The organism is Delftia sp. PX-1 (assembly GCF_055797465.1).
On record NZ_CP184763.1, the window covers coordinates 2,844,738 to 2,866,542 of the forward strand.

The 21,805-nt window shown below is 66.2% G+C and carries 18 protein-coding genes and 2 tRNA genes; 15 read left to right on the forward strand and 5 right to left on the reverse strand.

What is annotated here, in order from left to right; all coding sequences use genetic code 11:
- The first annotated feature begins 38 nt into the window (after positions 1 to 38).
- From ACN20X_RS13205 to adhP, 7 genes are all read left to right on the forward strand, one after another.
- Positions 39 to 1,532, forward strand: coding sequence for an NCS1 family nucleobase:cation symporter-1 (locus ACN20X_RS13205; RefSeq protein ID WP_473210676.1), 1,494 nt, complete (start codon positions 39 to 41; stop codon positions 1,530 to 1,532).
- A gap of 30 nt (positions 1,533 to 1,562) precedes the next feature.
- Positions 1,563 to 3,023, forward strand: a complete 1,461-nt coding sequence (gene hydA, locus ACN20X_RS13210; protein WP_473210677.1) for a dihydropyrimidinase — start codon at positions 1,563 to 1,565, stop codon at positions 3,021 to 3,023.
- A gap of 24 nt (positions 3,024 to 3,047) precedes the next feature.
- Positions 3,048 to 4,316, forward strand: a complete 1,269-nt coding sequence (locus tag ACN20X_RS13215; RefSeq protein ID WP_473210678.1) for a Zn-dependent hydrolase — start codon at positions 3,048 to 3,050, stop codon at positions 4,314 to 4,316.
- A gap of 70 nt (positions 4,317 to 4,386) precedes the next feature.
- Positions 4,387 to 4,463, forward strand: a tRNA-Val gene (locus ACN20X_RS13220).
- 245 nt (positions 4,464 to 4,708) lie between these two features.
- The gene (phaR, locus tag ACN20X_RS13225; protein ID WP_016445296.1) at positions 4,709 to 5,248 is read left to right on the forward strand and encodes a polyhydroxyalkanoate synthesis repressor PhaR; all 540 of its coding nucleotides are present in this window, start codon (positions 4,709 to 4,711) and stop codon (positions 5,246 to 5,248) included.
- Between the two features lie 92 nt (positions 5,249 to 5,340).
- On the forward strand, positions 5,341 to 6,729 hold the full coding sequence (rimO, locus tag ACN20X_RS13230) for a 30S ribosomal protein S12 methylthiotransferase RimO (protein ID WP_473210679.1): 1,389 nt from the start codon (positions 5,341 to 5,343) through the stop codon (positions 6,727 to 6,729).
- A 149-nt stretch (positions 6,730 to 6,878) separates the two neighbouring features.
- Positions 6,879 to 7,907: an alcohol dehydrogenase AdhP gene (gene adhP, locus ACN20X_RS13235; protein WP_473210680.1), complete on the forward strand. Its 1,029-nt coding sequence runs from the start codon at positions 6,879 to 6,881 to the stop codon at positions 7,905 to 7,907.
- Positions 7,908 to 7,970: 63 nt separating this feature from the next.
- Here the strand turns inward: adhP and ACN20X_RS13240 are convergent, their stop codons facing one another.
- From ACN20X_RS13240 to ACN20X_RS13260, 5 genes are all read right to left on the reverse strand, one after another.
- On the reverse strand, positions 7,971 to 9,392 hold the full coding sequence (locus tag ACN20X_RS13240) for an MATE family efflux transporter (protein ID WP_046983666.1): 1,422 nt from the start codon (positions 9,390 to 9,392) through the stop codon (positions 7,971 to 7,973).
- A 47-nt stretch (positions 9,393 to 9,439) separates the two neighbouring features.
- On the reverse strand, positions 9,440 to 10,039 hold the full coding sequence (locus tag ACN20X_RS13245; RefSeq protein ID WP_250438777.1) for a DUF2239 family protein: 600 nt from the start codon (positions 10,037 to 10,039) through the stop codon (positions 9,440 to 9,442).
- A gap of 153 nt (positions 10,040 to 10,192) precedes the next feature.
- A complete protein-coding gene (efp, locus tag ACN20X_RS13250) occupies positions 10,193 to 10,747 on the reverse strand; it encodes an elongation factor P (protein WP_016445346.1) in 555 nt (184 codons plus the stop codon).
- A gap of 163 nt (positions 10,748 to 10,910) precedes the next feature.
- A complete protein-coding gene (gene earP / locus ACN20X_RS13255; protein ID WP_473210681.1) occupies positions 10,911 to 12,044 on the reverse strand; it encodes an elongation factor P maturation arginine rhamnosyltransferase EarP in 1,134 nt (377 codons plus the stop codon).
- Positions 12,045 to 12,049: 5 nt separating this feature from the next.
- The gene (locus ACN20X_RS13260; RefSeq protein WP_473210682.1) at positions 12,050 to 12,934 is read right to left on the reverse strand and encodes a LysR family transcriptional regulator; all 885 of its coding nucleotides are present in this window, start codon (positions 12,932 to 12,934) and stop codon (positions 12,050 to 12,052) included.
- A 168-nt stretch (positions 12,935 to 13,102) separates the two neighbouring features.
- Here ACN20X_RS13260 and ACN20X_RS13265 point away from each other — a divergent pair, with 168 nt between their 5' ends.
- The 8 genes from ACN20X_RS13265 (at position 13,103) to ACN20X_RS13300 (ending at position 21,770) form a co-directional block, all read left to right on the forward strand.
- Positions 13,103 to 14,320 carry a CaiB/BaiF CoA transferase family protein gene (locus ACN20X_RS13265; RefSeq protein WP_047217675.1) on the forward strand — a complete coding sequence of 406 codons (1,218 nt, stop codon included), beginning with the start codon at positions 13,103 to 13,105 and terminating at the stop codon, positions 14,318 to 14,320.
- Positions 14,317 to 15,306 carry a hydroxymethylglutaryl-CoA lyase gene (locus ACN20X_RS13270; protein ID WP_047327164.1) on the forward strand — a complete coding sequence of 330 codons (990 nt, stop codon included), beginning with the start codon at positions 14,317 to 14,319 and terminating at the stop codon, positions 15,304 to 15,306. Before ACN20X_RS13265 ends, ACN20X_RS13270 begins: the two co-directional genes overlap by 4 nt.
- Before the next feature lie 51 nt (positions 15,307 to 15,357).
- Positions 15,358 to 16,344 carry a Bug family tripartite tricarboxylate transporter substrate binding protein gene (locus ACN20X_RS13275; protein ID WP_016453010.1) on the forward strand — a complete coding sequence of 329 codons (987 nt, stop codon included), beginning with the start codon at positions 15,358 to 15,360 and terminating at the stop codon, positions 16,342 to 16,344.
- 58 nt (positions 16,345 to 16,402) lie between these two features.
- Positions 16,403 to 18,355 carry an excinuclease ABC subunit UvrC gene (uvrC, locus tag ACN20X_RS13280; protein ID WP_473210683.1) on the forward strand — a complete coding sequence of 651 codons (1,953 nt, stop codon included), beginning with the start codon at positions 16,403 to 16,405 and terminating at the stop codon, positions 18,353 to 18,355.
- A 77-nt stretch (positions 18,356 to 18,432) separates the two neighbouring features.
- Complete coding sequence (gene pgsA / locus ACN20X_RS13285) at positions 18,433 to 19,002, forward strand: CDP-diacylglycerol--glycerol-3-phosphate 3-phosphatidyltransferase (RefSeq protein ID WP_026062576.1); 570 nt, start codon at positions 18,433 to 18,435, stop codon at positions 19,000 to 19,002.
- A 452-nt stretch (positions 19,003 to 19,454) separates the two neighbouring features.
- Positions 19,455 to 19,727, forward strand: coding sequence for an HU family DNA-binding protein (locus ACN20X_RS13290; protein ID WP_012204727.1), 273 nt, complete (start codon positions 19,455 to 19,457; stop codon positions 19,725 to 19,727).
- Positions 19,728 to 19,741: 14 nt separating this feature from the next.
- Positions 19,742 to 19,817, forward strand: a tRNA-Val gene (locus tag ACN20X_RS13295).
- A gap of 57 nt (positions 19,818 to 19,874) precedes the next feature.
- Positions 19,875 to 21,770, forward strand: coding sequence for a SurA N-terminal domain-containing protein (locus ACN20X_RS13300; protein WP_017406148.1), 1,896 nt, complete (start codon positions 19,875 to 19,877; stop codon positions 21,768 to 21,770).
- Positions 21,771 to 21,805: the final 35 nt, after the last annotated feature.

Genomic DNA, 21,805 nt, shown 5'->3' on the forward strand with positions numbered 1-21,805 from the left:
TGGATTGGTGATTTCTCTCTTCGAGAAGGAGCTTCGCAATGTCGCATGCCCCGCATTCCGGTGAGTCCGCAGGCAGCCTGTGGAACCACGACCTCGCACCCACGCTGCCGAGCCAGCGCACCTGGACCTGGTACCACTTCGCCGCCCTGTGGATAGGCATGGTGATGTGCATTCCGGCGTACACGCTGGCCGCCAGCATGATCACGAACGGCATGTCGTGGTCGCAGGCGGTGATGACGGTGTTCCTGGGCAATCTCATCGTGCTGATTCCCATGCTGCTCATCGGCCATGCCGGGGCCAGGTACGGCATTCCTTTCGCTGTGCTGGCCCGTGCCTCGTTCGGCACCCACGGCGCCAAGCTGCCCGCACTGCTGCGGGCCCTGGTGGCCTGTGGCTGGTACGGCATCCAGACCTGGTTCGGCGGCATGATGATCTACACCCTGCTGGGCGTGCTGCTGGGCCATCCGCTGGAAGGCGAGAAGATCGCTGGCCTGGGCATCAATGTGGGGCAGCTGGTGTGCTTTCTGGTGTTCTGGGCGATCCAGTTCTACTTCGTGGTGCATGGCATCGAGTCCATCCGCAAGCTGGAGACCTGGACAGCGCCGCTCAAGATCCTGATCTGCTTCGTGCTGCTGGGATGGGTCTACCAGAAGGCCGGCGGCTTCGGCCCCATCATGGAGCAGCCTTCGCAGTACGCGCCGGGCGGCCCCAAGGCGGGCCAGTTCATGTCGGTGTTCTGGCCGTCGCTGACGGCCATGGTGGGCTTCTGGGCCACGCTGGCCTTGAACATTCCGGACTTCACGCGCTTTGCCAAGTCGCAGAAGGACCAGGTGGTGGGCCAGGCCATCGGCCTGCCCGTGCCCATGGGGCTGCTGGCCATGCTGGCGGTGGTGGTGACATCGGGCACCGTGGTGATCTACGGCAAGGCCCTGTGGGACCCCGTGGATGTCGCCAGCCGCATGACGGGGGCGGCCGTGCTGATCGCGCTCATCGTGCTGCTGATCGACACCGTGAGCGTGAACCTGGCGGCCAACCTGGTGGGGCCGGCCTATGACTTCTCCGCCCTGGCGCCCAGGAAGATCAGCTACCGCGTGGGCGGCTACATGACGGTGGCCATTGCCATCGTGATGATGCCCTGGAAGATCCTGGAATCGACCGAGGGCTACATCTTCACCTGGCTGATCGGCTACTCGGCACTGCTGGGGCCGATCGCGGGCATTCTGATGGTGGACTACTTCCTGGTGCGCAAAAAGCAGCTGGTGGTGGAAGACCTGTACAGGGAAGAGGGCGTCTACCGCTACTCCAACGGCTGGAACTGGGTGGCCGTGGCCGCCTTCGCCCTGGGCGTGGCGCCCAACCTGCCCGGCTTCCTGCACGCGGCGTTCCCCGCTGCATTCCCGAACGTGGGTGATTTCTTCAAGCATGCCTATGACTACGCATGGTTCATCGGCCTGTTCATTGCCGGCGTGGTCTACCGCATCGGCATGGCAAGCCAGGTGACCAAGGGCGCGCCCGCGCTGAGCAAGGCATAGGCCGGACCAACCAACAGGAGGCATGACGCTATGGGTCAATCACAGGGTTCGGTATGGGTGCGTGGCGGCACGGTGGTGAATGCAGACCGGCAGGAGAAGGCCGACGTGCTGTGCGTGGATGGGGCGATTGCGGCCGTGGGGCCGGATGTGGCGGCCCTGGTGCCGGGCGGGGCGCAGGTGATCGATGCCTCGGGGCAGTTCGTCATGCCCGGCGGCATCGATCCGCACACCCACATGCAACTGCCCTTCATGGGCACGGTCACGGCCGATGACTTCTACACCGGCACGGCGGCGGCGCTGGCCGGCGGCACCACCAGCATCATCGACTTCGTCATTCCCGATCCGCAGGAGCCGCTGCTGGACGCCTACCGCAAATGGCGCGGCTGGGCCGAGAAGGCTGCGGCGGACTACTCCTTCCATGTGGCCGTCACCTGGTGGAGCGACAGCGTCCATGCCGACATGGGCACGCTGGTGCGAGAGGAGGGCATCAACAGCTTCAAGCACTTCATGGCCTACAAGAACGCCATCATGTGCGACGACGAAACGCTGGTGAACAGCTTCAAGCGCGCGCTGGAGCTGGGCGCCATGCCCACGGTGCATGCCGAAAACGGCGAGCTGGTCTACCTGCTGCAGCAGGAAGTGGCCAAGATGGGCATCACCGGGCCCGAAGGCCACCCTCTGGCCCGCCCGCCCATGGTGGAGGCCGAGGCGGCCAACCGGGCCATCGCCATCGCCGGCGTGCTGGGCGTGCCCATCTACGTGGTGCATGTCAGCTGCACCGAGGCGGCGCAGGCCATTGCCGCTGCCCGTGCGCGCGGCCAGCGCGTGTATGGCGAGGTGCTGGCCGGCCATCTGGTGATCGACGAAAGCGTGTACCGCGACCCCGACTTCGCCAAGGCGGCCGCCCACGTGATGAGCCCGCCCTTCCGGGCCAAGGGCCACCAGGAGGCCTTGTGGCAGGGCCTGCAGTCGGGCCAGCTGCACACCACGGCCACCGACCATTGCACCTTCTGCGCCGCGCAGAAGGCCATGGGCCGGGACAACTTCGCCAAGATCCCCAACGGCACCGGCGGCGTGGAGGAGCGCCTGGCCGTGATCTGGGATGCGGGCGTGAACACCGGCCGGCTGACGCCCAGCGAATTCGTGGCCATCACCTCGGCCAACACGGCCAAGCTTTTCAACATCTATCCGCGCAAGGGCCTGGTCGGCGTGGGGGCCGATGCCGATCTGGTCGTCTGGGACCCTGCCGCCACCCACACCCTGTCGGTCAGGACCCAGCATTCCAAGGGCGACTACAACATCTTCGAGGGGCGCACCGTACAAGGCATGCCCAGCCACACCATCAGCCAGGGCGTGGTGGCCTATGCGAAGGGCGATCTGCGCGCCGAGATGGGCAAGGGGCGCTACATCAAGCGCCCGGCCTTCGGCCCCAACTTCGATGCGGTGCAGCGCCGTGCCGCCACGCTGCAGCCCACGGCCGTGGCGCGCTGAAGCCCGCATGACAAGGAGACCGCAATGGATACAGATACCCAAGTGAAGCAGGACATCGCGCAGCTGCGCGTCAACGGAAGCCGGCTGTGGGATTCACTCATGGAGCTGGCCCGGATCGGCGCCACGCCCAAGGGCGGCGTCTGCCGCCTGACGCTGACCGACCTGGACCGCCAGGGCCGTGATCTGGTGACCCGCTGGGCGCGCGAGGCGGGCATGACGGTGACCATCGACAAGATCGGCAACGGCTTCATGCGCCGGCCCGGGCGCGACAACAGCCTGCCGCCCATCATGACGGGCAGCCACATCGACACCCAGCCCACGGGCGGCAAGTTCGACGGCAACTACGGCGTGCTGGCGGGGCTGGAGGTGGTGCGCACGCTCAACGAACACGGCATCGAGACCGAAGCGCCCATCGAGGTGGCCTTCTGGACGAACGAGGAAGGCTCGCGCTTCGTGCCGGTAATGATGGGCTCGGGCGTGTTCGCCAAGGCCTTCACGCTGGAGCATGCCTATGCAGCCACCGACTCCGAAGGCAAGACCGTCAAGGGCGAGCTAGAGCGTATCGGCTATGTGGGCAGCCAGGAACCGGGAGACCACCCGATCGGCGCCTACTTCGAATCCCATATCGAGCAGGGCCCGGTGCTGGAGGACAACGCCAGGACCATTGGCGTGGTTACCGGCGTGCTGGGCATCCGCTGGTATGACTGCGTGGTCACGGGCATGGAGGCCCATGCCGGCCCCACGCCCATGGCCCTGCGCAAGGACGCGCTGCAAGTGGCTGCGCAGCTGATGCAGGAAGTGGTGGCCTGCGCCCACCGCCATCCGCCCCACGGGCGCGGCACCGTGGGCATGGTGCAGGTCCATCCCAACAGCCGCAACGTGATCCCGGGCCAGGTCAAATTCAGCATCGACCTGCGCAACGCCACCGATGCCGACTGCGAAGCCATGGACGCCGACATCCGCGCCGTGGCCGACCGCATCAGCCGGGAGACGGGCCTGCCCATAGCGATCAACCTGGTGTCCAGCTACCCCGCCCAACCCTTCCATGCCGACTGCGTGGATGCGGTGGCGCGCGCCGCCAAGGCCCTGGGCTACTCGCACATGCCCGTCGTCTCGGGCGCCGGGCATGACGCGGTCTACATGGCGCGGCTGGCGCCGGCCGGCATGGTCTTCATCCCCTGCAAGGACGGCATCAGCCACAACGAGATCGAGGACGCCACGCCCGCGGACATCACCGCAGGCTGCAATGTGCTGATGCACGCCATGCTGGAACGCGCCAGGGTGGCGGGTTGATCCAAAAAACTGCGCAACTTGCCCGGAAGCCCTGTTTTGCACTGCTATACTTGCGGCTTCAACAAACGACAGGCGCGTAGCTCAGCTGGTTAGAGCACCACCTTGACATGGTGGGGGTCGTTGGTTCGAGTCCAATCGCGCCTACCAAACAAAGCAGTCTCACCAGGGGCTGCAAAAAAGAAATCCCGCTTCAAGCGGGATTTTTTTTGCCCCAACGGTTGCATGGCGGCCATTTGCCGTGTCGCATGCGTTGATCCCCATCAGGGTTACTGCTGCGCCGGGTGCTGCAGGTGCTGCCTAGAATCTGTTGCAGTGCAATAGCCGATTGCCCGCACGAGCCGGTGCAAGCAGGCGCAAACAGGTACAGCAGGTACAAGAGGAGAAGCATTGCAATGCAAGAGACGACAACAGCCGCCGCCCCCAGCGCACAGCGCGTGATCAAGAAATACCCCAACCGCCGTCTCTACGACACCAACACGTCCTCCTACATCACGCTGACGGAAGTCAAGCAGCTCGTGATGGGCAACGAGCCCGTGGTGGTCAAGGACGCCAAGACGGGCGAAGACCTCACGCGCAGCATCCTGCTGCAGATCATTCTGGAAGAAGAGGCGGGCGGCGCGCCCATGTTCTCCGAGACCGTGCTGGCCAACATCATCCGTTTCTACGGCCACGCCATGCAGGGCTACATGGGCTCCTACCTGGAAAAGAACGTGCAGATGTTCACCGACTTCCAGAACAAGCTCGCCGAGCAGGCCCAGGGCACCTCGCCCGAGGCCTGGAGCCAGTTCATGCGCATGCAGCCGCCCGCCATGCAGAACATGATGAGCAGCTACATGGAGCAGTCGCAGAACATGTTCGCCCAGATGCAGGAGCAGATGCAAAAGCAGACCGAGCAGATGCTGGGCGCGCTCGGGATCAAGCGCAATAGCTGAGCTTGCAGGGATAAGTTCGGGGGCGGTTTACCAAGTTCGCGCAGAACTGGGACAATATCGCCCCTATGACCCCCACGAGCGACGCAACAACCATGACAACCCCTGCCGGCGCGGCCGCTCCGCGCGTGGGCTTCGTCTCCCTCGGGTGCCCCAAGGCACTCACGGACTCCGAACTCATCCTTACCCAGCTCAGCGCCGAGGGCTACCAGACCTCCAAGACCTTCGAGGGCGCTGACCTGGTGATCGTCAACACCTGCGGCTTCATCGATGACGCCGTGCGCGAGAGCCTGGACACCATTGGCGAGGCGCTGGCCGAGAACGGCAAGGTCATCGTCACCGGCTGCCTGGGTGCCAAGGCGGGCAAGGACGGCGGCAACCTGATCCAGGAAGTGCATCCCAGCGTGCTGGCCGTGACCGGTCCGCACGCCACGCAGGAGGTGATGAATGCCGTCCACACCCATCTGCCCAAGCCGCACGATCCCTTCATCGACCTGGTGCCGGGCGCCTTTGGCGAGGCGGGTATCAAGCTCACGCCCAGGCACTACGCCTATCTGAAGATTTCCGAGGGCTGCAACCACCGCTGCACCTTCTGCATCATCCCTTCCATGCGCGGCGATCTGGTTTCGCGTCCGGTGGGCGATGTGCTCAAGGAGGCGCGCGCGCTGTTCGAGGGCGGCGTCAAGGAGCTGCTGGTGATCAGCCAGGACACCTCGGCCTATGGCGTGGACGTGAAGTACCGCACGGGCTTCTGGGACGGCAAGCCGGTGAAGACACGCATGCTCGAACTGGTGCAGACGCTGGCCGAGATCGCCGAGCCCTATGGCGCCTGGGTGCGCCTGCACTATGTCTACCCGTACCCCAGCGTGGACGAGATCATTCCGTTCATGGCCACGGGCCGCGTGCTTCCCTATCTGGACGTGCCCTTCCAGCACAGCCATCCTGATGTCTTGAAGCGCATGAAGCGCCCCGCCAACGGCGAGAGGAACCTGGAGCGCCTGCAGCGCTGGCGCGAGATCTGCCCGGATCTGGTGATCCGCTCCACCTTCATCGCCGGCTTCCCCGGCGAGACCGAGCAGGAGTTCGAGCACCTGCTGCAGTTCCTGCGCGAGGCGCAGATCGACCGTGCGGGCTGCTTTGCCTACAGCCCCGTCGAAGGCGCCGCCGCCAATGAGATCCCCGGCATGCTGCCCGAGGAAGTGCGCGAGGAGCGCCGCGCGCGTTTCATGGCCGTGGCCGAGGAGGTTTCCACGGCACGCCTGCAAAAGCGCGTCGGCCAGACCATGCAGGTGCTGGTAGACAAGTCCGTGGGCCTGGGCAAGAAGGGTGGCGTGGGCCGCAGCTATGCCGATGCCCCCGAGATCGACGGCCTGGTGCACCTGCTGCCGCCCGAGAAGGCCAGCAAGACCTACAAGGTGGGCGACTTCGTCAAGGCGCGCATCGTGGGCACGCAGGGCCACGACCTGGTGGGCCAGCCCGTGTAAGGCCTGCATTCGCATCCCTGAAAAGCGGGCAAGGTTTTCCTTGCCCGCTTTTTTTTCCTTGATGGTCCAAGGCCTGATTTTGATCAAGGCGTTCAGGTCGCTTCGCTGAAATGCTGTACCTACTTTGACGCAAAGAAAGGATGGCGCGAATGAACAGGACCATGAAGGCCGCCGTGGTGCGGGAGTTTGGCAAGCCGCTCACCATCGAGGAAGTCCCGGTGCCCAGGCCCGATCCCGGCCATGTGCTGGTGAAGATCGAGGCCTGCGGCGTCTGCCATACCGACCTGCATGCGGCGCAGGGCGACTGGCCCGTCAAGCCCAATCCGCCTTTCATTCCCGGCCACGAAGGCGTGGGCTACGTGGCCGCCGTGGGCGCGGGCGTCACCCACGTGAAGGAGGGCGACCGCGTGGGCATTCCGTGGCTGTACACGGCCTGCGGCCATTGCGAGCATTGCCTGGGCGGGTGGGAGACGCTGTGCGAGCAGCAAAAGAACACCGGCTACTCCGTCAACGGCGGCTTTGCGCAGTACGCGCTGGCCGATGCCAATTTCGTGGGCCTGCTGCCCGGCAGCGTGGACCTGATCGAGATCGCGCCCGTGCTGTGCGCGGGCGTCACGGTCTACAAGGGCCTGAAGGTCACCGACACCAGGCCCGGCAACTGGGTGGTGATCTCGGGCATCGGCGGCCTGGGCCACATGGCCGTGCAATATGCCAAGGCCATGGGCCTGAACGTGGCGGCGGTGGACGTGGATGACGACAAGCTGGCGCTGGCCCGGCGCCTGGGCGCCCAGGTCACGGTCAATGCCATGACCACGGACCCGGCGGCCTATCTGAAAAAGGAGATCGGCGGCGCGCACGGCGCCCTGGTCACGGCGGTCTCGCCCAAGGCCTTCGAGCAGGCGCTGGGCATGGTGCGGCGCGGCGGCACGGTATCGCTCAACGGCCTGCCGCCCGGCAGCTTCCCGCTGCCCATCTTCAACATGGTGCTCAGCGGCGTGACGGTGCGTGGCTCCATCGTGGGCACGCGGCTGGACCTGCAGGAGTCGCTGGATTTCGCGGCCATGGGCAAGGTCAAGGCCACCGTGTCCACCGACCGGCTGGAGAACATCAACGACATCTTCGCGCGCATGCATCAAGGCAAGATCGAAGGGCGCGTGGTGCTGGACCTGAACGCCTGACGCTTTGCCCACCCCCAAAAAAACAGGCTTCCCTCGGGAAGCCTGTTTTGCATGGCGCACGCCTTACACCATGCGGCGGATCGGGCGCTTCTTCCACACCAGCTTGTAGTAGGCGGTCTGCAGGCACAGCGTCAGGGTGTAGGACAGCGGAAAGGCCATCCAGATTCCCATCAGCCCGAAGCTGCGGCTCAGCCACCATGCCATGGGCAGCTCCAGCACGGCGAGCACCGTGATGGTGATGGCCGTGGGAATGACCACATCGCCGCTGGCACGCATGATGGACGACAGGGCAATGAAGCAGCCCAGCAGCAGGCCGCTCCACAGCACGATGTACAGCAGCTCGATGGCCAGCACCAGCACCTGCTCGTCGGTGATGAACATGCCCAGCAGCGGCCGCGCGAACAGGCTGCCGATCAGGGCCAGGGCGGCACCCAGCACCAGGTTCATGCGTATGGCCGTGGCCGTGATGGCGCCCAGGCGCTCGCTGCGGCCAGCGCCGATGGCCTGGGCGCCGAGGATGGAGGCCGTGATGGCCACCGAAATGACCGGGAACTGCGCAAACGAGTTGATCTGGTTGACCGCACCATAGGCTGCCGTGGCGCTGGAGCCGAAGCCGTTGACCAGCGACACGACGACCAGCCCGGCCATGGACGAGGCGATCATCTGCACGCCCGTGGGAATGCCCACGCGCAGGATGCTCTTGAGCAGGGTCCGGTCAATGCGCATGGCTTTCCACAACGCGGCATTGGGCGCCAGCGGGCTGGCTATGCGGCGCAGCCGCCAGCCCAGCCAGGCCAGGGCCAGGGTGAAGCCCAGGATCATGGACACGCCCGCGCTGGCCACGCCCAGGCGCGGCAGGCCGCCCCAGCCCGCAATCAGCGCCGGCGTGCAGACCAGGCCCGTGCCGGTGGAGATCAGCAGGGCCAGCATGGGCGAGACCGTGTCGCCCACGCCGCGCAGCAGCGAGGTGGCCAGCAGGAACACGAACAGCCCCGGCATGCCCAGCAGCACGATGCGCGAATACAGCGTGGCCTGCTCCATGATGTCGGGCGGCGTGCCCAGCAGACGCATCAGCGGCTCGGTGAACAGTCCGCCGAACAGGGCCACGACGGCGCCGAACAGCAGCCCTATGCACATGGCCGTGCCTGCGATGGCGCGCAGCTTGTCGTGCATGCGCGCACCGTAGGCCTGGCCTATCAGCACCGAGGAGCCTGCGCCCAGGCCGATCACGAAGGCGATGAAGAGAAACATCACCGGAAAAAAGGCCGCGACGGCCGCCAGGGCCTGCACGCCCAGCATCTGGCCGATGAAGACGCTGTTGATGGTGCCCGACAGCGACTGCAGGATATTGGCCAGGACCATGGGGCCCAGGAACACCAGGAAGGTGCGCCACAGCGGCTGGGTGCCGTGGGCGATGGGCGGCCCGGCGGGGCTGGATGCGGCAGGCGCAGCAGCCTGGGGCAGAGGTTCGTTAGGTTTCGTCATGTTGTGTCTGTTAATGCGACGAGAAAATGCAATGGAAGGCGGGGGCTTCAGTCCTGCGCTGGCGATGGCGGCGAGGACCAGGCAGCGCTGCTCAGTTGCTGCAGATAGCTTCGCACATCCTCGGGCCAGGTGGCGGTGTGCCTTGCAAAGGCGTCGGCCTGGTGTGCAAAGAGGGCGCGGCTGGCGTCCTCGAAATGGGGCAGGTCGCCCGCCATCTCGCTCATGAATCGGTAGGCGGCCTCGGTGGCGGCGCGCACGGCATCCTGTGCGGCATGCTTGCCACGCGCCTCGTCCACCAGTCTGCGCAGTGCGCCGGAGGCGCCGCCGGGCTGGCGGTTCAGCCATTCCCAGTGCCGTGGCAGCAATGTGACTTCGCGTGCCACCACGCCCAGCTTGGGGCGGCCCACGCTGCGCGGTGCGGCGGCTTGTCCGGGTGCGGGCGATGCGGCCAGTTCGCTGCGCCAGTCCAGGTCCAGTCGCATGCCGCTGTGGTCGTCGAAAACCCACAGCGGCGGCGCCGATCCGCTGCCTTGCAGCTGCTGTTCATGGCTTTGCAGGAACTGCAGGACGGCAGGCCTGTTCCCCTGGAGCAGGCGGCCATGGCCCTGGAAGATGGTGTAGCTGGGTGCGGGCTCGGCGCCCGCCATGCAAGAGTCGGTAGTCATGTGCTGGATATTAGCCGGGTAAAATATGCAAGTCAATTAAACCCGGGTAAATATCTGCATGGATGCCGCGCGCCCAAAGAAAAAGCCCCTGGCAGAGACTGCCAGGGGCTTCGCAGAGGGAACTGCAAGCGTTGTTTAGACGCGCTTGCGGTACTCGCCCGTGCGGGTGTCGATTTCGATCTTGTCGCCCTGACTCACGAACAGGGGCACGGGCACTTCAAAGCCGGTGGCGATCTTGGCGGGCTTGAGCACCTTGCCCGATGTGTCGCCCTTGACGGCGGGTTCGGTCCAGGTGATTTCGCGTTCCACGGACGTGGGCAGTTCGCAGGAGATGGCCTTGCCGTCGTAGAACACGACTTCGGCCTGCATGCCGTCTTCCAGGTAGTTGATGGCGTCGCCCATGTTGGCGGCTTCCACTTCGTACTGGTTGTATTCGGCATCCATCCAGACGTACATCGGATCGGCGAAGTAGGAGTAGGTGCACTCCTTCTTGTCCAGGATCACGTTGTCGATCTTGTCGTCGGCCTTGAACACGACTTCGGTGCCCATGTTCGACAGCAGGGCCTTGAGCTTCATGCGCACGGTGGCGGCGCCGCGGCCACCGCGAGCGTATTCGGTCTTCAGGACGATCATCGGGTCCTTGCCGTGCATGATCACGTTGCCGGCGCGGATTTCTTGAGCGATTTTCATAGCTTGCTTGGCTGAGGTTGAAGCCGCTCAACAGGGCAGGCAAGCGAAGTCGCTGGGACGGTGCGCCTGCCGCAGTTCCGCGGCGGGTGCAACCCTGGTTGGTCGATGGCGGCCGGCTGGCGGTCGCCCGCAACGGCGCCTCCAGGGAGGCAAAACGTGCATTCTAGCTTTTTTCGGTCACGAAAGCTTGCAGCTGCTCAATCAATGGGGTCTGTTGCAGCAGCCGCAGGCGCGCCGCCTGCACGCATTCCTGCCATTGCTGCAGCAGCGCAGCCGTGATTGCGGGCAGGGTGCTTGCCGGTGCCATGCCGTTCCAGGCATGGTGGAAGGCGCGCAGGCTGGCCGGCGCCTGCAGCCAGTCCAGGAAGGCGTCTAGCTTGTCGTGGTGGGCGTCGTCGTGCTGGGGATAGATGTGCCAGACCAGGGGCTGGCCGGCCCACAGCGCGCGTATCAGCGAATCCTCGCCGCGCACCAGGTTCAGGTCGCAGGCCCAGAGCATCTCGTCGAACTGCGGCTGGGGGCAGGGCTGCAGCGCATGCCGGGTCACCGAACCGTGGTCTGCGGCGGTCACGCCGGCCATGGCCTGCTGCACCGCGGCTGCCGCGCGCCCGGGCGTCACCAGCAGATGCGTGGCCTGTGGTGCGGGCGGCGCAGCATGCAGCTGGCACAGCCAGTGCGGCAGGGCAGGGGGCTCGTAGCAGAACAGCGAGATGGCGCAATCACCGGTGCCTATGCCGTGGCGTGTGCGCCAGGCCTGCCGGCCCTCGGAAGCAAAAGCCGCCTGGCGCGCGGCCAGGTCCGGCTCGCGCAGCAGGCCGCCCGTGGCGGCCGTGAAGCCCGGGTAGAAGAACCAGCGCGTCAACCCCGCAGCCGGCCCCGACATCAGCGGCGAGGGCAGGCGGTGGCAGCGCTCCACATAGTCCTCGGCCGACAGGTACTCCAGGTTGATCCACAGCGGTGCCCGGCGCGCGATGGCCGCCAGAAAGGGCGGCGGGATCTCGCAGCCGAAGGCCTCGATGACCACATCACCCATGGACTGCGGGACATCCTGTGCCTGCGTAGGCCAGCCGTGCACGCTGAGCCCGGCCGGGTGGGGCCGGGGCGCCATCCAGGTCAGGGCGCTGGCGTCGTCCATCCACAGCCGCACGCGCTGGCCGCGTGAGGCCAGGTCGGCCGCCGCGCGCCAGCACACGCCGATGTCGCCGAAGTTGTCTATGACCTGGCAGAAGATGTCCCAGGTCCGTGCAGCGGCCTGTTCTGGCAGAGGGGCCGGGGGGATGGGGTTGAAGGCAAGCATGGGAATCAGGGTTCGCACAGGTGTTCGACCAGCAACTGCGCCACGGGCGGCAGGGCCTCCTGCGAGCGCACGCACAGCATCAGCTGGCGCTCGGCCCAGGGCTCGTCCAGCGCAATGCAGCGCAGCGGCAGGGCGCCCAGGTACAGGCGGGCACTGCCTTCGGGCAGGATGCCGACGCCCAGGCCCGAGGCCACCATCAGGCACAGCGCGTCATAGCCCGTGACCTTCATGCGCAGCCGGGGCTGCAGACCCAGGTCGGCCGCGGCGCGCGTGATCTGGTGGTTGAGCGCGCTGCCGGCGTGCATGCCCACCAGGTCATGGTCCAGCACCTGGGCCAGCCGCAGCGAGCGCCTGCGTACCAGCGCATGGCCTTGGGGCACGATGACGATGAGGCGATCGCGCCGGTACGGGCGCAGGCGGATCTTCTCGCCGTAGCTGCCCTGGTTGAGGATGCCGATATCGGCCTCGTTGTCGGCCACGGCGCGCGCGATGTCGCTGCTCACCCGCTCCTGCAAGCGCACGTCCACATGCGGGTGCTGGTCCAGGAAGCGCTGCAGCTGGGAGGGCAGGAACTGGGTGATGGCCGAGATGTTGGCCATCACGCGCACATGGCCGCGCAGGCCGCTGCCGTACTCGCGCATCCGCTCGCCGATGCCGTCCAGGTCATTGAGCACGCCGCGCGCCATGTTCAGCAGTGCATAGGCGGCGGCCGTGGGTACGCTGCCGCGGTTGCTGCGGGTGAACAGCTCCACCTGCAGCTGGCTCTCCAGCTCGGCCAGCCGCCGGCTGGCGGCCGAGGGGGCGATGTGTTCGCGTGCGGCAGCGCGTGCGATGGCGCTTTCCTCCATCACGGCCACGAACAGGCGCAGCGAAATCGGGTCGAGTTTCATGGGGTGGCGATTATCGCCCGGCCCCGCCCGACCGGGTTCTGCCATGCCGGTTTGCGATGGCAGCGTCGCGCTTGAGCGTTTTGCGGCTGGCGCGGACGGCGGCAAGATCGGCGCCGCGGCAATGCCATCGGAGGCCGGCCGCAGGAGACAAAGAGGAAGCGCTTACCCATGACACAACAGACAAGGCAGGCCCCCACACCCGGCGCGCTCAGCGGCGTGCGCGTGGTCGAGATGGGGCAATTGATCGCCGGGCCGTTCTGCGGCAAGACGCTGGGCGAGTTCGGCGCCGACGTGGTCAAGATCGAGGCGCCGGGCGCGGGCGATCCGCTGCGCAACTGGCGCCTGATCAAGAACGGCACCTCGGTCTGGTGGCAGGTGCAGTCGCGCAACAAGCGTTCGGTGGCGCTGGACCTGCGCCAGCAGGAGGGCCAGGACATCGCGCGGCGCCTGATCGCCGAGGCCGATGTGCTGGTGGAGAACTTCCGTCCCGGCACGCTGGAGGGCTGGGGCATGTCGCCCGAAGAGCTCCATGCGCTCAACCCCGGGCTGGTCATCCTGCGCATCTCGGGCTACGGCCAGACCGGCCCCTACCGCGACCTGCCGGGCTTTGGCGTGATCGGCGAGGCCATGGGCGGCCTGCGCCACCTGACGGCAGAGCCAGGCCGGGTGCCGGTGCGCGTGGGCGTCTCGATTGGCGACACGCTGGCCGCGCTGCATGGCGTGATCGGCGTGATGATGGCCCTGTACCACCGCAAGGTGAACGGCGGTGCCGGCCAGGTCATCGACGTAGCGCTGCATGAGGCCGTGTTCAACGTCATGGAAAGCCTGCTGCCCGAATACAGCGCCTTCGGCGCCGTGCGCGAGGCCGCAGGCAGCGCGCTGCCGGGCATTGCGCCGTCCAACGCCTATCCCTGCCAGGACGGCTGGGTGCTGGTGGCCGGCAATGGCGACTCCATCTTCAAGCGCCTGATGGCCACCATCGGCCGCCAGGACCTGGCTGACGATCCGCAACTGGCCGACAACGCGGGCCGCGTGGCGCGCATTGCCGAGATCGATGCCGTCATCGGCGGCTGGACGCGCACGCAGAGCGTGCAGGCCGTGATGGACCAGTTGGCCGCCGCACGCGTGCCGGCCGGCAAGGTCTACACCGCCAAGGACATTGCCGAGGACCCGCACTACCGCGCCCGCGACATGATCCTCAGCCAGCACACGCGCGACGGCGACGACATCGAGGTGCCGGGCATCGTGCCCAAGCTCTCGCTCACGCCGGGCACGGTGCGCACCAGCGCCCCCCATGTGGGCGACGACACCGACGCGGTGCTGGCCGAGGCCGGCCTCACGGCCGAACAGATTGCGCTGCTGCGCAGCAAGGGAGTGATCCAATGAATGCCGTCCACCCCACGGATGTCTGGCAGGGCGCGGGCCGCCGCGTCTTCTTCAACGAGGTCGGCACGCGCGACGGGCTGCAGATGGAGCAGGCCTTTGTCCCCACCGAAGACAAGATCGCCCTGGTCAATGCGCTGTCGCAGGCCGGCCTGTCCAAGATCGAGGTCACGGCCTTTGTCTCGCCCACGGCCATTCCCGCACTGCGCGACGGCGAAATCGTCATGCGCGAGATAGAGCGCCGCCCCGGCACCGTCTACACCGCCCTGGTGCCCAATGCGCGGGGCGCCGAGCGCGCCATCGAGGCGCGCACGGACGAACTCAACCTGGTCATGTCGGTCAGCGAGACCCACAACCTGTGCAACCTGCGCATGCAGCGCAGCCAGTCGTTCGCGGCGCTGGCCCAGGTCGTGGCCACGGCGCAGCAGGCGGGCGTGCCCGTCAATGTCTCGCTGTCGTGCTGCTTTGGCTGCCCTATGGAGGGCGATGTGCCGCAGCAGGAAGTCTTCGGCTGGGTGCAGCGCTTTGCCGATCTGGGCGTGCAGGGCATCACGCTGTGCGACACCACGGGCATGGCCTTCCCGACCCAGGTGCGCGCCATGGTGGCCGCCTTCCGGCAGCGCTGGCCGCAGCTGGGCATGACCCTGCATTTCCACAACACGCGCGGCATGGCGCTGGCCAATGTGCTGGCCTCCATCGAGGCGGGCGGCGACCGCTTCGATGCCTCCATCGGCGGCCTGGGCGGCTGCCCCTATGCGCCGGGCGCCTCGGGCAATGCCTGCACGGAGGACATCGTCCACGCGCTGCAGCTCATGGGCTACGACACCGGCGTGGACCTGGCGCAGATCGTCGCGGCCGCGCGCAGCCTGCCCGCGCTGATCGGCCATGACACGGCCAGCCAGATCGCCAAGGCCGGCGCGCGGCTGGACCTGCACCAGCCACCGGCCGAGTTCGCAGCCATCCGCGAACGGGCTTTGGCCAAGGGCTGAGGCCGGCGCGCATTCTCATTCACAAGAACCGAGCAAACCAAGGAGACAAAGATGAAGAAGATTCAACGCAGACAGATCGCAGCCGTGGCCATGGCCATCGCAGGACTGGGCCTGGGCGGCACGGCCGCGCTGGCCCAGGGCGGCTACCCCGCCAAGACCATCACCATGATCGTGCCGGCCGCAGCCGGCGGCACCACCGACCTGGCCGCGCGCATGGCGGCCCAGGCGCTGGCGCCGGTGATCGGCCAGTCGGTGGTGGTGGACAACAAGGGCGGTGGCAACGGCTCCATCGCGGCCAGCCTGGTCAAGCGTGCCGAGGCCGATGGCTACACCCTGCTCATGCAGTACTCGGGCTACCACGTGATCTCGCCCCACCTGACCAAGACCCGCACCTGGGAGCAGGGCGACTTCCAGCCCGTGGCCAATGTGCTGTCGGCGCCGCAGATCATCGTGGTGCGGTCCGAGCTGCCCGTGAAGACGCTGGCCGAACTCGTGGCCTATGCCAAGGCCAACCCGGGCAAGCTGAACTACGCCTCGTCGGGCAATGGCTCGCTGCAGCACGTGACGGGCGCCATGCTGGAGCAGCAGGCCGGCATCAAGATGGTCCACGTCCCCTACAAGGGCACCGGCCCCGCGCTGCAGGACCTGCTGGGTGGCCAGGTGGACCTGACCTTCGGCACGGCGCCGCCCTTCATGCCCCATGTGCAAAGCGGCAAGCTGCGCGTGCTGGCCGTCACCGGCACGCAGCGCCTGCCCAGCCTGCCGGATGCGCCCACCACGGCCGAGGCCGGCTACGCAGGCGTCAACGCCACCTCCTGGTTTGCCGTGTTCGCGCCCGCCGCCACGCCCAGGCCCGTGATCGACAAGCTCACGGCCGACCTCAAGAAGGTGGTGGAGAACCCGGCCTTCAAGCAAAAGGCGCAGGAGCAGGGCGCCACGGCCGACTACATGAACCCGCAGCAGCTCGGCGCCATGGTCAAGACCGACTGGGCCAACTGGGCCCAGGTGGTCAAGTCCTCGAAGATCGAGGCCGAGTAAGAGCCCGAGGGCCCGCAGGCCCGCTGCGGCGGGCCCGGGCAGCGGCCACAATAGGCGCATGTCCGAACCCCATTCCGATGAACTGCTGGCCCAGGTGGCAGCGCTGCCGGGCCTGCCCGGCGTCTACCGCTATTTCGACGCGGCAGGCACGCTGCTGTACGTGGGCAAGGCCATCAACCTCAAGCGCCGCGTCTCCAGCTACTTCACCAAGAACCATGGCGGCACGCGCATAGGCCACATGGTGGGCAAGATCGCCTGCATGGAGACCACGGTGGTGCGCTCCGAGGCCGAGGCCCTGCTGCTCGAAAACAATCTGATCAAGACGCAGCAACCCAAGTACAACATCCTGTTCAGGGACGACAAGAGCTATCCCTATCTGAAGATCACCGGCGTCGCCGCGCGCGACGGCCGGGATGGCGAGCCGGCCCACCAGCTCTTTGCCCGCATGGCCTACTACCGCGGCGCCGTTGACAAGCGCCACCGCTACTTCGGCCCCTATCCCAATGCCTGGGCCGTCAAGGAAAGCATCCAGCTGCTGCAAAAGGTCTTCAGGCTGCGCACCTGCGAGGACACGGTCTTCGCCAACCGCTCGCGGCCCTGCCTGCTCTACCAGATCAAGCGCTGCTCCGGCCCCTGCGTGGACCTGATCTCGCCCGAAGCCTATGCGCTGGATGTGCGCAATGCCGAGGCCATGCTGCGCGGCGAGACCCAGGAACTGCTGCGCCAGCTGGAGGCCCGCATGATGGAGCACGCCGGGCGCATGGAATACGAGCAGGCCGCCGAGGTGCGCAACCAGATGACGGCACTGTCGCGCGTGCTGCACCAGCAGGTCATAGAAACCGCCGACGACCGCGACGTGGACATCCTCGCCGTGAAGGTGCAGGGCGGCCGCGCCTGCGTGAACCTGGCCATGGTGCGCGGCGGCCGCCACCTGGGCGACCGGCCGTACTTTCCCGCCAACCTGGGCGATGCCGCCTCGGTCTACGCCGGCGAGGAAGAGGCCAGTCTTGCCGAGTCCGCGCGGCCGGTCGAGGAGATCGTGCTGGAGGCCTTCATCGCCCAGCACTACACCGGCGTGGCCGTGCCGCCCGTGCTCATCGTCAGCCACCCGGTGGACAAGAAACTGCTGGCGCTGCTGAGCGAGCAAGGCGGCGTGCGCATCACCGCCGTGCAGCAGCCGCGCGAGCAGCGGCGCATCTGGCTGGAGATGGCGCAAAAAAACGCCGACATCCAGATGGCCCGCCTGCTGGCCGAAGAAGGCTCGCAGCAGGCGCGCACGCGCGCGCTGGTCGAGGCGCTGGACCTGGCCTGCGAGAACCTGGACGAACTCACCATCGAATGCTTCGACATCTCGCACACGGCAGGCGAGGCCACGCAGGCCTCCTGCGTGGTCTTCCATCACCACAAGATGCAAAGCAGCGAATACCGGCGCTTCAACATCGAAGGCATCACCGGCGGCGACGACTATGCCGCCATGCGCCAGGTGCTGACGCGCCGCTACAGCCGCGTGGCCGAGGCGCAAAGAGAGGCGGGCGGTGCCGAGCTCACCGGCAAGCAGCCGCAACTGCCGGACCTGGTGCTGGTCGACGGTGGCAAGGGCCAGGTCAGCATGGCGCGCGAAGTCTTCGAGCAGCTGGGGCTCGATGTCTCGCGCATCGTGGGCGTGGAAAAGGGCGAGGGGCGCAAGGTCGGCCTGGAAGAACTGGTCTTTGCCGACGGGCGCGAGAAGATCTACCTGGGCTACGACTCGGCCGCGCTGATGCTGGTGGCCCAGATCCGCGACGAGGCCCACCGCTTCGCCATCACCGGCATGCGCGCGGCGCGCGCCAAGGTGCGCGTGGGCGGCGGCAAGCTCGAGGAGATTCCGGGCGTGGGCCCCAAGAAGCGCGCGCGCCTGCTGCAGCGCTTCGGCGGCGTGCGCGGCGTGTCGGAAGCCACGGTGGAAGACCTGTGCAGCGTGGACGGCATCTCGGCCGCGCTGGCTGAAGATATCTACCGTGCATTGCATTGAAACGACTGTCCCGCGGGCTGCACCGCAGGCCCGCAAACAGAACCTCAAACACCAAGGTACGTGACACAATGGCGGCCATGTTTCTCACAATCCCCACCTTGATGACCTGTACGCGGATCGTCGCGATTCCGCTGATCGTCGGGGTGTTCTATGCGCCTTTCGACGTGGCGACCCGCAACCTGGTCGCCACGGTCATGTTCATCGTCTTCGCGGCCACCGACTGGCTCGACGGCTACCTGGCGCGCAAGCTCAACCAGACATCGGCCTTCGGCGCCTTCCTCGATCCCGTGGCCGACAAGTTCCTGGTCTGCGCCTCGCTGCTGGTGCTGGTGCATCTGCAGCGCACCGATGTATTCGTGGCCCTGATCATCATCGGCCGCGAGATCGCCATCTCGGCCCTGCGCGAGTGGATGGCGCACCTGGGCGCGGGCAAGAGCGTGGCCGTGCACATGCTGGGCAAGCTCAAGACCACGGCGCAGATGGTGGCCATCCCCTTCCTGCTGTACGACGGCCGTGTGTTCGGCATGATCGACACCGGCGTCTGGGGCCAGGTGCTGATCTGGGTGGCCGCCGTGCTCACCGTCTGGTCCATGGTGTACTACCTGCAAAAAGCCCTGCCCGAGATCCGCGCGCGGGTCACGCACTGAGGGCGTTGCGGATCGCTCCCCCAGCCCATGCGCCTGACATGCGGGGCGGTCTGGGGTGCTCTTCTTTTGGAAGCATATGAGTGAGGCAGGGCAGCTGCTGCAGCCTTGCCGGCGCGCAGCACCAAGGCGCATTGCAGCACTGGCAAGGCCTGCGGCGGGCAAGTCCATTGTCAACCCTTGTCAATTCGTGAAGCCGCTAGCACCCGCTGCGCGCAAAAAACCGGCCGCAAAGCCAAAGCTGGCGCCAAAACCGCATAGAATCGTGCCCTGTCGTTGCGATGCACAGCGTGCATTGACACCTGGAAGGTCGATGGCTTTAATTCACCGATGCCTGCCCCGAGGCATGCGTCGAACGGCAAGCCAGATTCCGTATCCGTCGCGCCGGGTTTCTGGTCGCGCCAAGTTGGTGGCCGCAGAGACATTCCATTCACTTATTTCTCCAGAGGCATCTTGTGAATAAAACCGAACTGATTGAGCACATCGCTAACAACGCCGACATCTCCAAGGCTGCGGCTGCTCGCGCACTGGATTCCACGATTGAGGCTGTGAAGAAAACCCTCAAAAAGGGTGGTACAGTGTCGCTCGTTGGTTTTGGTACATTCGCCGTTGGCAAGCGCGCCGCCCGCACGGGCCGCAACCCCCGCACCGGCGAGACCATCAAGATCAAGGCCGCCAAGGTTCCCAAGTTCCGTCCGGGCAAGGCATTGAAGGATGCCCTGAACTGACACCAGTCAAGGTGGGGTGCTTAGCTCAGTTGGTAGAGCGGCGCCCTTACAAGGCGTAGGTCGGCGGTTCGACCCCGTCAGCACCCACCAAGAACAAAAGGCGAACGAAAGTTCGCCTTTTCTATTTCTGCCACTGAAAGACAGACCATGTTCGAATCCATCCGCAAGCATTCCAAGTTCGTGATGATCTTGTTGTTCTTGCTGATCATTCCCTCGTTCATCTTCGTGGGGGTCAACCAGAACTACTTCACCGAATCCAGCGTGATCGTCGCGCGTGTGGATGGACATGAGATCAAACAGGCCGACTGGGAGAACGCGCACCGCATGGAAAGCGACCGCCTGCGCGCCGAGAACCCCAACGTCGACCCCAAGCTGCTGGATTCGCCGCAGGCGCGCTACGCCACGCTGGAGAAGATGGTGCGTGACCAGGTGCTGGCCGCTGCCGTGCAGAAGATGCACCTGGCCGCATCGGATGCACAGCTGGTGCGCACGCTGCAGGAGATTCCCGCGATTGCCGCGCTCAAGAAGCCGGATGGCTCCATGGATGCCGAAGCCTACCGCGCCCTGGTCGGATCGCAGGGCCTGACGCCCGAAGGCTTCGAGGCCAATCTGCGCCGCGAACTGTCCATGAACCAAGTGATGGGTGGCGTCACGGGCACGGCCTTTGCGACCGACGCCCAGGTCAAGCAGGCCATCGATGCGCTGTACCAGCGCCGCGAAGTACAGGTGGCACGCTTCGAAGCCAGCGCCTACGCCAGCAAGGTCCAGCCCACCGAGGCCGACCTCAAGGCCTACTACGACGCCCACACCAGCCAGTTCCAGCAACTGGAGCAGGCCAAGGTGGAATACCTGCTGCTGGATGTGCCCAGCATCGAGGCCGGCATCACGCTGAGCGAAGACGATGTGCGTTCCTACTACAACCAGAACGCCGAGCGCCTGGCCGGTCCCGAGGAGCGCCGCGCCAGCCACATCCTGATCAACGCATCCAAGGATGCCCCCGCGGCAGAGCAGGAGAAAGCCAAGGCCAAGGCCGAGGAACTGCTGGCCGAGCTGCGCAAGGACCCCAAGCGCTTCGCCGAGCTGGCCAAGGCCAACTCGCAGGACGGCGGCTCCGCTGCATCGGGCGGCGACCTGGGCTACTTCGGTCGTGGCGCCATGGTCAAGCCGTTCGAGGACGCAGCCTTCGGCATGAAGGTCGGCGACATCAGCGACGTGGTGCACAGCGACTTCGGCTACCACATCATCGCGCTGGTGGACATCAAGAAGCCCAAGGCGCCGAGCTTCGAGCAGATGCGTCCCAAGCTGGAGGCCGAACTCAAGCAGCAGCAGGCCCAGCGCAAGTTCGCCGAACTGGCGGAAGGCTTCTCCAACGCGGTCTACGAGCAGTCGGACAGCCTGCAGCCCGTGGCCGAGAAGTTCAAGCTCACCGTGCAAAAGGCAGACCATGTGACGCGCCAGCCCGGCCCCAACGTCAAGGGCCCCCTGGCCAATCCCCGTTTCCTGGAGGCGCTGTTCTCCAGCGATTCGCTCAACAACAAGCGCAACACCGATGCGGTGGAGCTGGGTTCCAACCAGTTGGTGGCCGGACGCGTGGTGGAGTACACGCCTGCCCGCACGCTGCCCATGGCCGAGGTCGGCGACAAGCTGCGCACCCTGTATGTGGCGCAAAAATCCGCCGAACTGGCCAAGGCCGATGGCGAAGCCAAGCTCGCCGCATGGAAGGCCAAGCCTGACGCGGCGCAATTGCCCGCAGCCAAGGTGATCAGCCGTGACCAGCCCGAAGGCCAGTCGCGCGAAGTGGTGGACGCTGCCCTGCGTGCGCCCACGGCCCAACTGCCTGCGTGGACGGGTGTTGACCTGGGCGCGCAAGGCTATGCCGTGGTCAAGATCAACCGCATCGTCGAGCGTCCGGCCGATGATGCGCAGGCGGCTGCCGCGCAGAAGCAGGACTTCCTGCGAAGCTCGGCCGTGGCGGAAGCTATGGCATACTACGAGCTTCTCAAGAAACAGCTCAAGGTGCAGATCAAGGTCCCGCGCCCCTGATGAGGGAAATTTCTAGAAAAACAGAAATTTCAGAA

Coding starts and splice junctions, on each gene's coding strand:
- ACN20X_RS13205 (WP_473210676.1), top strand. CDS start 39: ATGTCGCATGCCCCGCATTCCGGTGAGTCCGCAGGCAGCCTGTGGAAC.
- hydA (WP_473210677.1), top strand. CDS start 1,563: ATGGGTCAATCACAGGGTTCGGTATGGGTGCGTGGCGGCACGGTGGTG.
- ACN20X_RS13215 (WP_473210678.1), top strand. CDS start 3,048: ATGGATACAGATACCCAAGTGAAGCAGGACATCGCGCAGCTGCGCGTC.
- phaR (WP_016445296.1), top strand. CDS start 4,709: ATGCAAGAGACGACAACAGCCGCCGCCCCCAGCGCACAGCGCGTGATC.
- rimO (WP_473210679.1), top strand. CDS start 5,341: ATGACAACCCCTGCCGGCGCGGCCGCTCCGCGCGTGGGCTTCGTCTCC.
- adhP (WP_473210680.1), top strand. CDS start 6,879: ATGAACAGGACCATGAAGGCCGCCGTGGTGCGGGAGTTTGGCAAGCCG.
- ACN20X_RS13240 (WP_046983666.1), bottom strand. CDS start 9,392: ATGACGAAACCTAACGAACCTCTGCCCCAGGCTGCTGCGCCTGCCGCA.
- ACN20X_RS13245 (WP_250438777.1), bottom strand. CDS start 10,039: ATGGCGGGCGCCGAGCCCGCACCCAGCTACACCATCTTCCAGGGCCAT.
- efp (WP_016445346.1), bottom strand. CDS start 10,747: ATGAAAATCGCTCAAGAAATCCGCGCCGGCAACGTGATCATGCACGGC.
- earP (WP_473210681.1), bottom strand. CDS start 12,044: ATGCTTGCCTTCAACCCCATCCCCCCGGCCCCTCTGCCAGAACAGGCC.
- ACN20X_RS13260 (WP_473210682.1), bottom strand. CDS start 12,934: ATGAAACTCGACCCGATTTCGCTGCGCCTGTTCGTGGCCGTGATGGAG.
- ACN20X_RS13265 (WP_047217675.1), top strand. CDS start 13,103: ATGACACAACAGACAAGGCAGGCCCCCACACCCGGCGCGCTCAGCGGC.
- ACN20X_RS13270 (WP_047327164.1), top strand. CDS start 14,317: ATGAATGCCGTCCACCCCACGGATGTCTGGCAGGGCGCGGGCCGCCGC.
- ACN20X_RS13275 (WP_016453010.1), top strand. CDS start 15,358: ATGAAGAAGATTCAACGCAGACAGATCGCAGCCGTGGCCATGGCCATC.
- uvrC (WP_473210683.1), top strand. CDS start 16,403: ATGTCCGAACCCCATTCCGATGAACTGCTGGCCCAGGTGGCAGCGCTG.
- pgsA (WP_026062576.1), top strand. CDS start 18,433: ATGTTTCTCACAATCCCCACCTTGATGACCTGTACGCGGATCGTCGCG.
- ACN20X_RS13300 (WP_017406148.1), top strand. CDS start 19,875: ATGTTCGAATCCATCCGCAAGCATTCCAAGTTCGTGATGATCTTGTTG.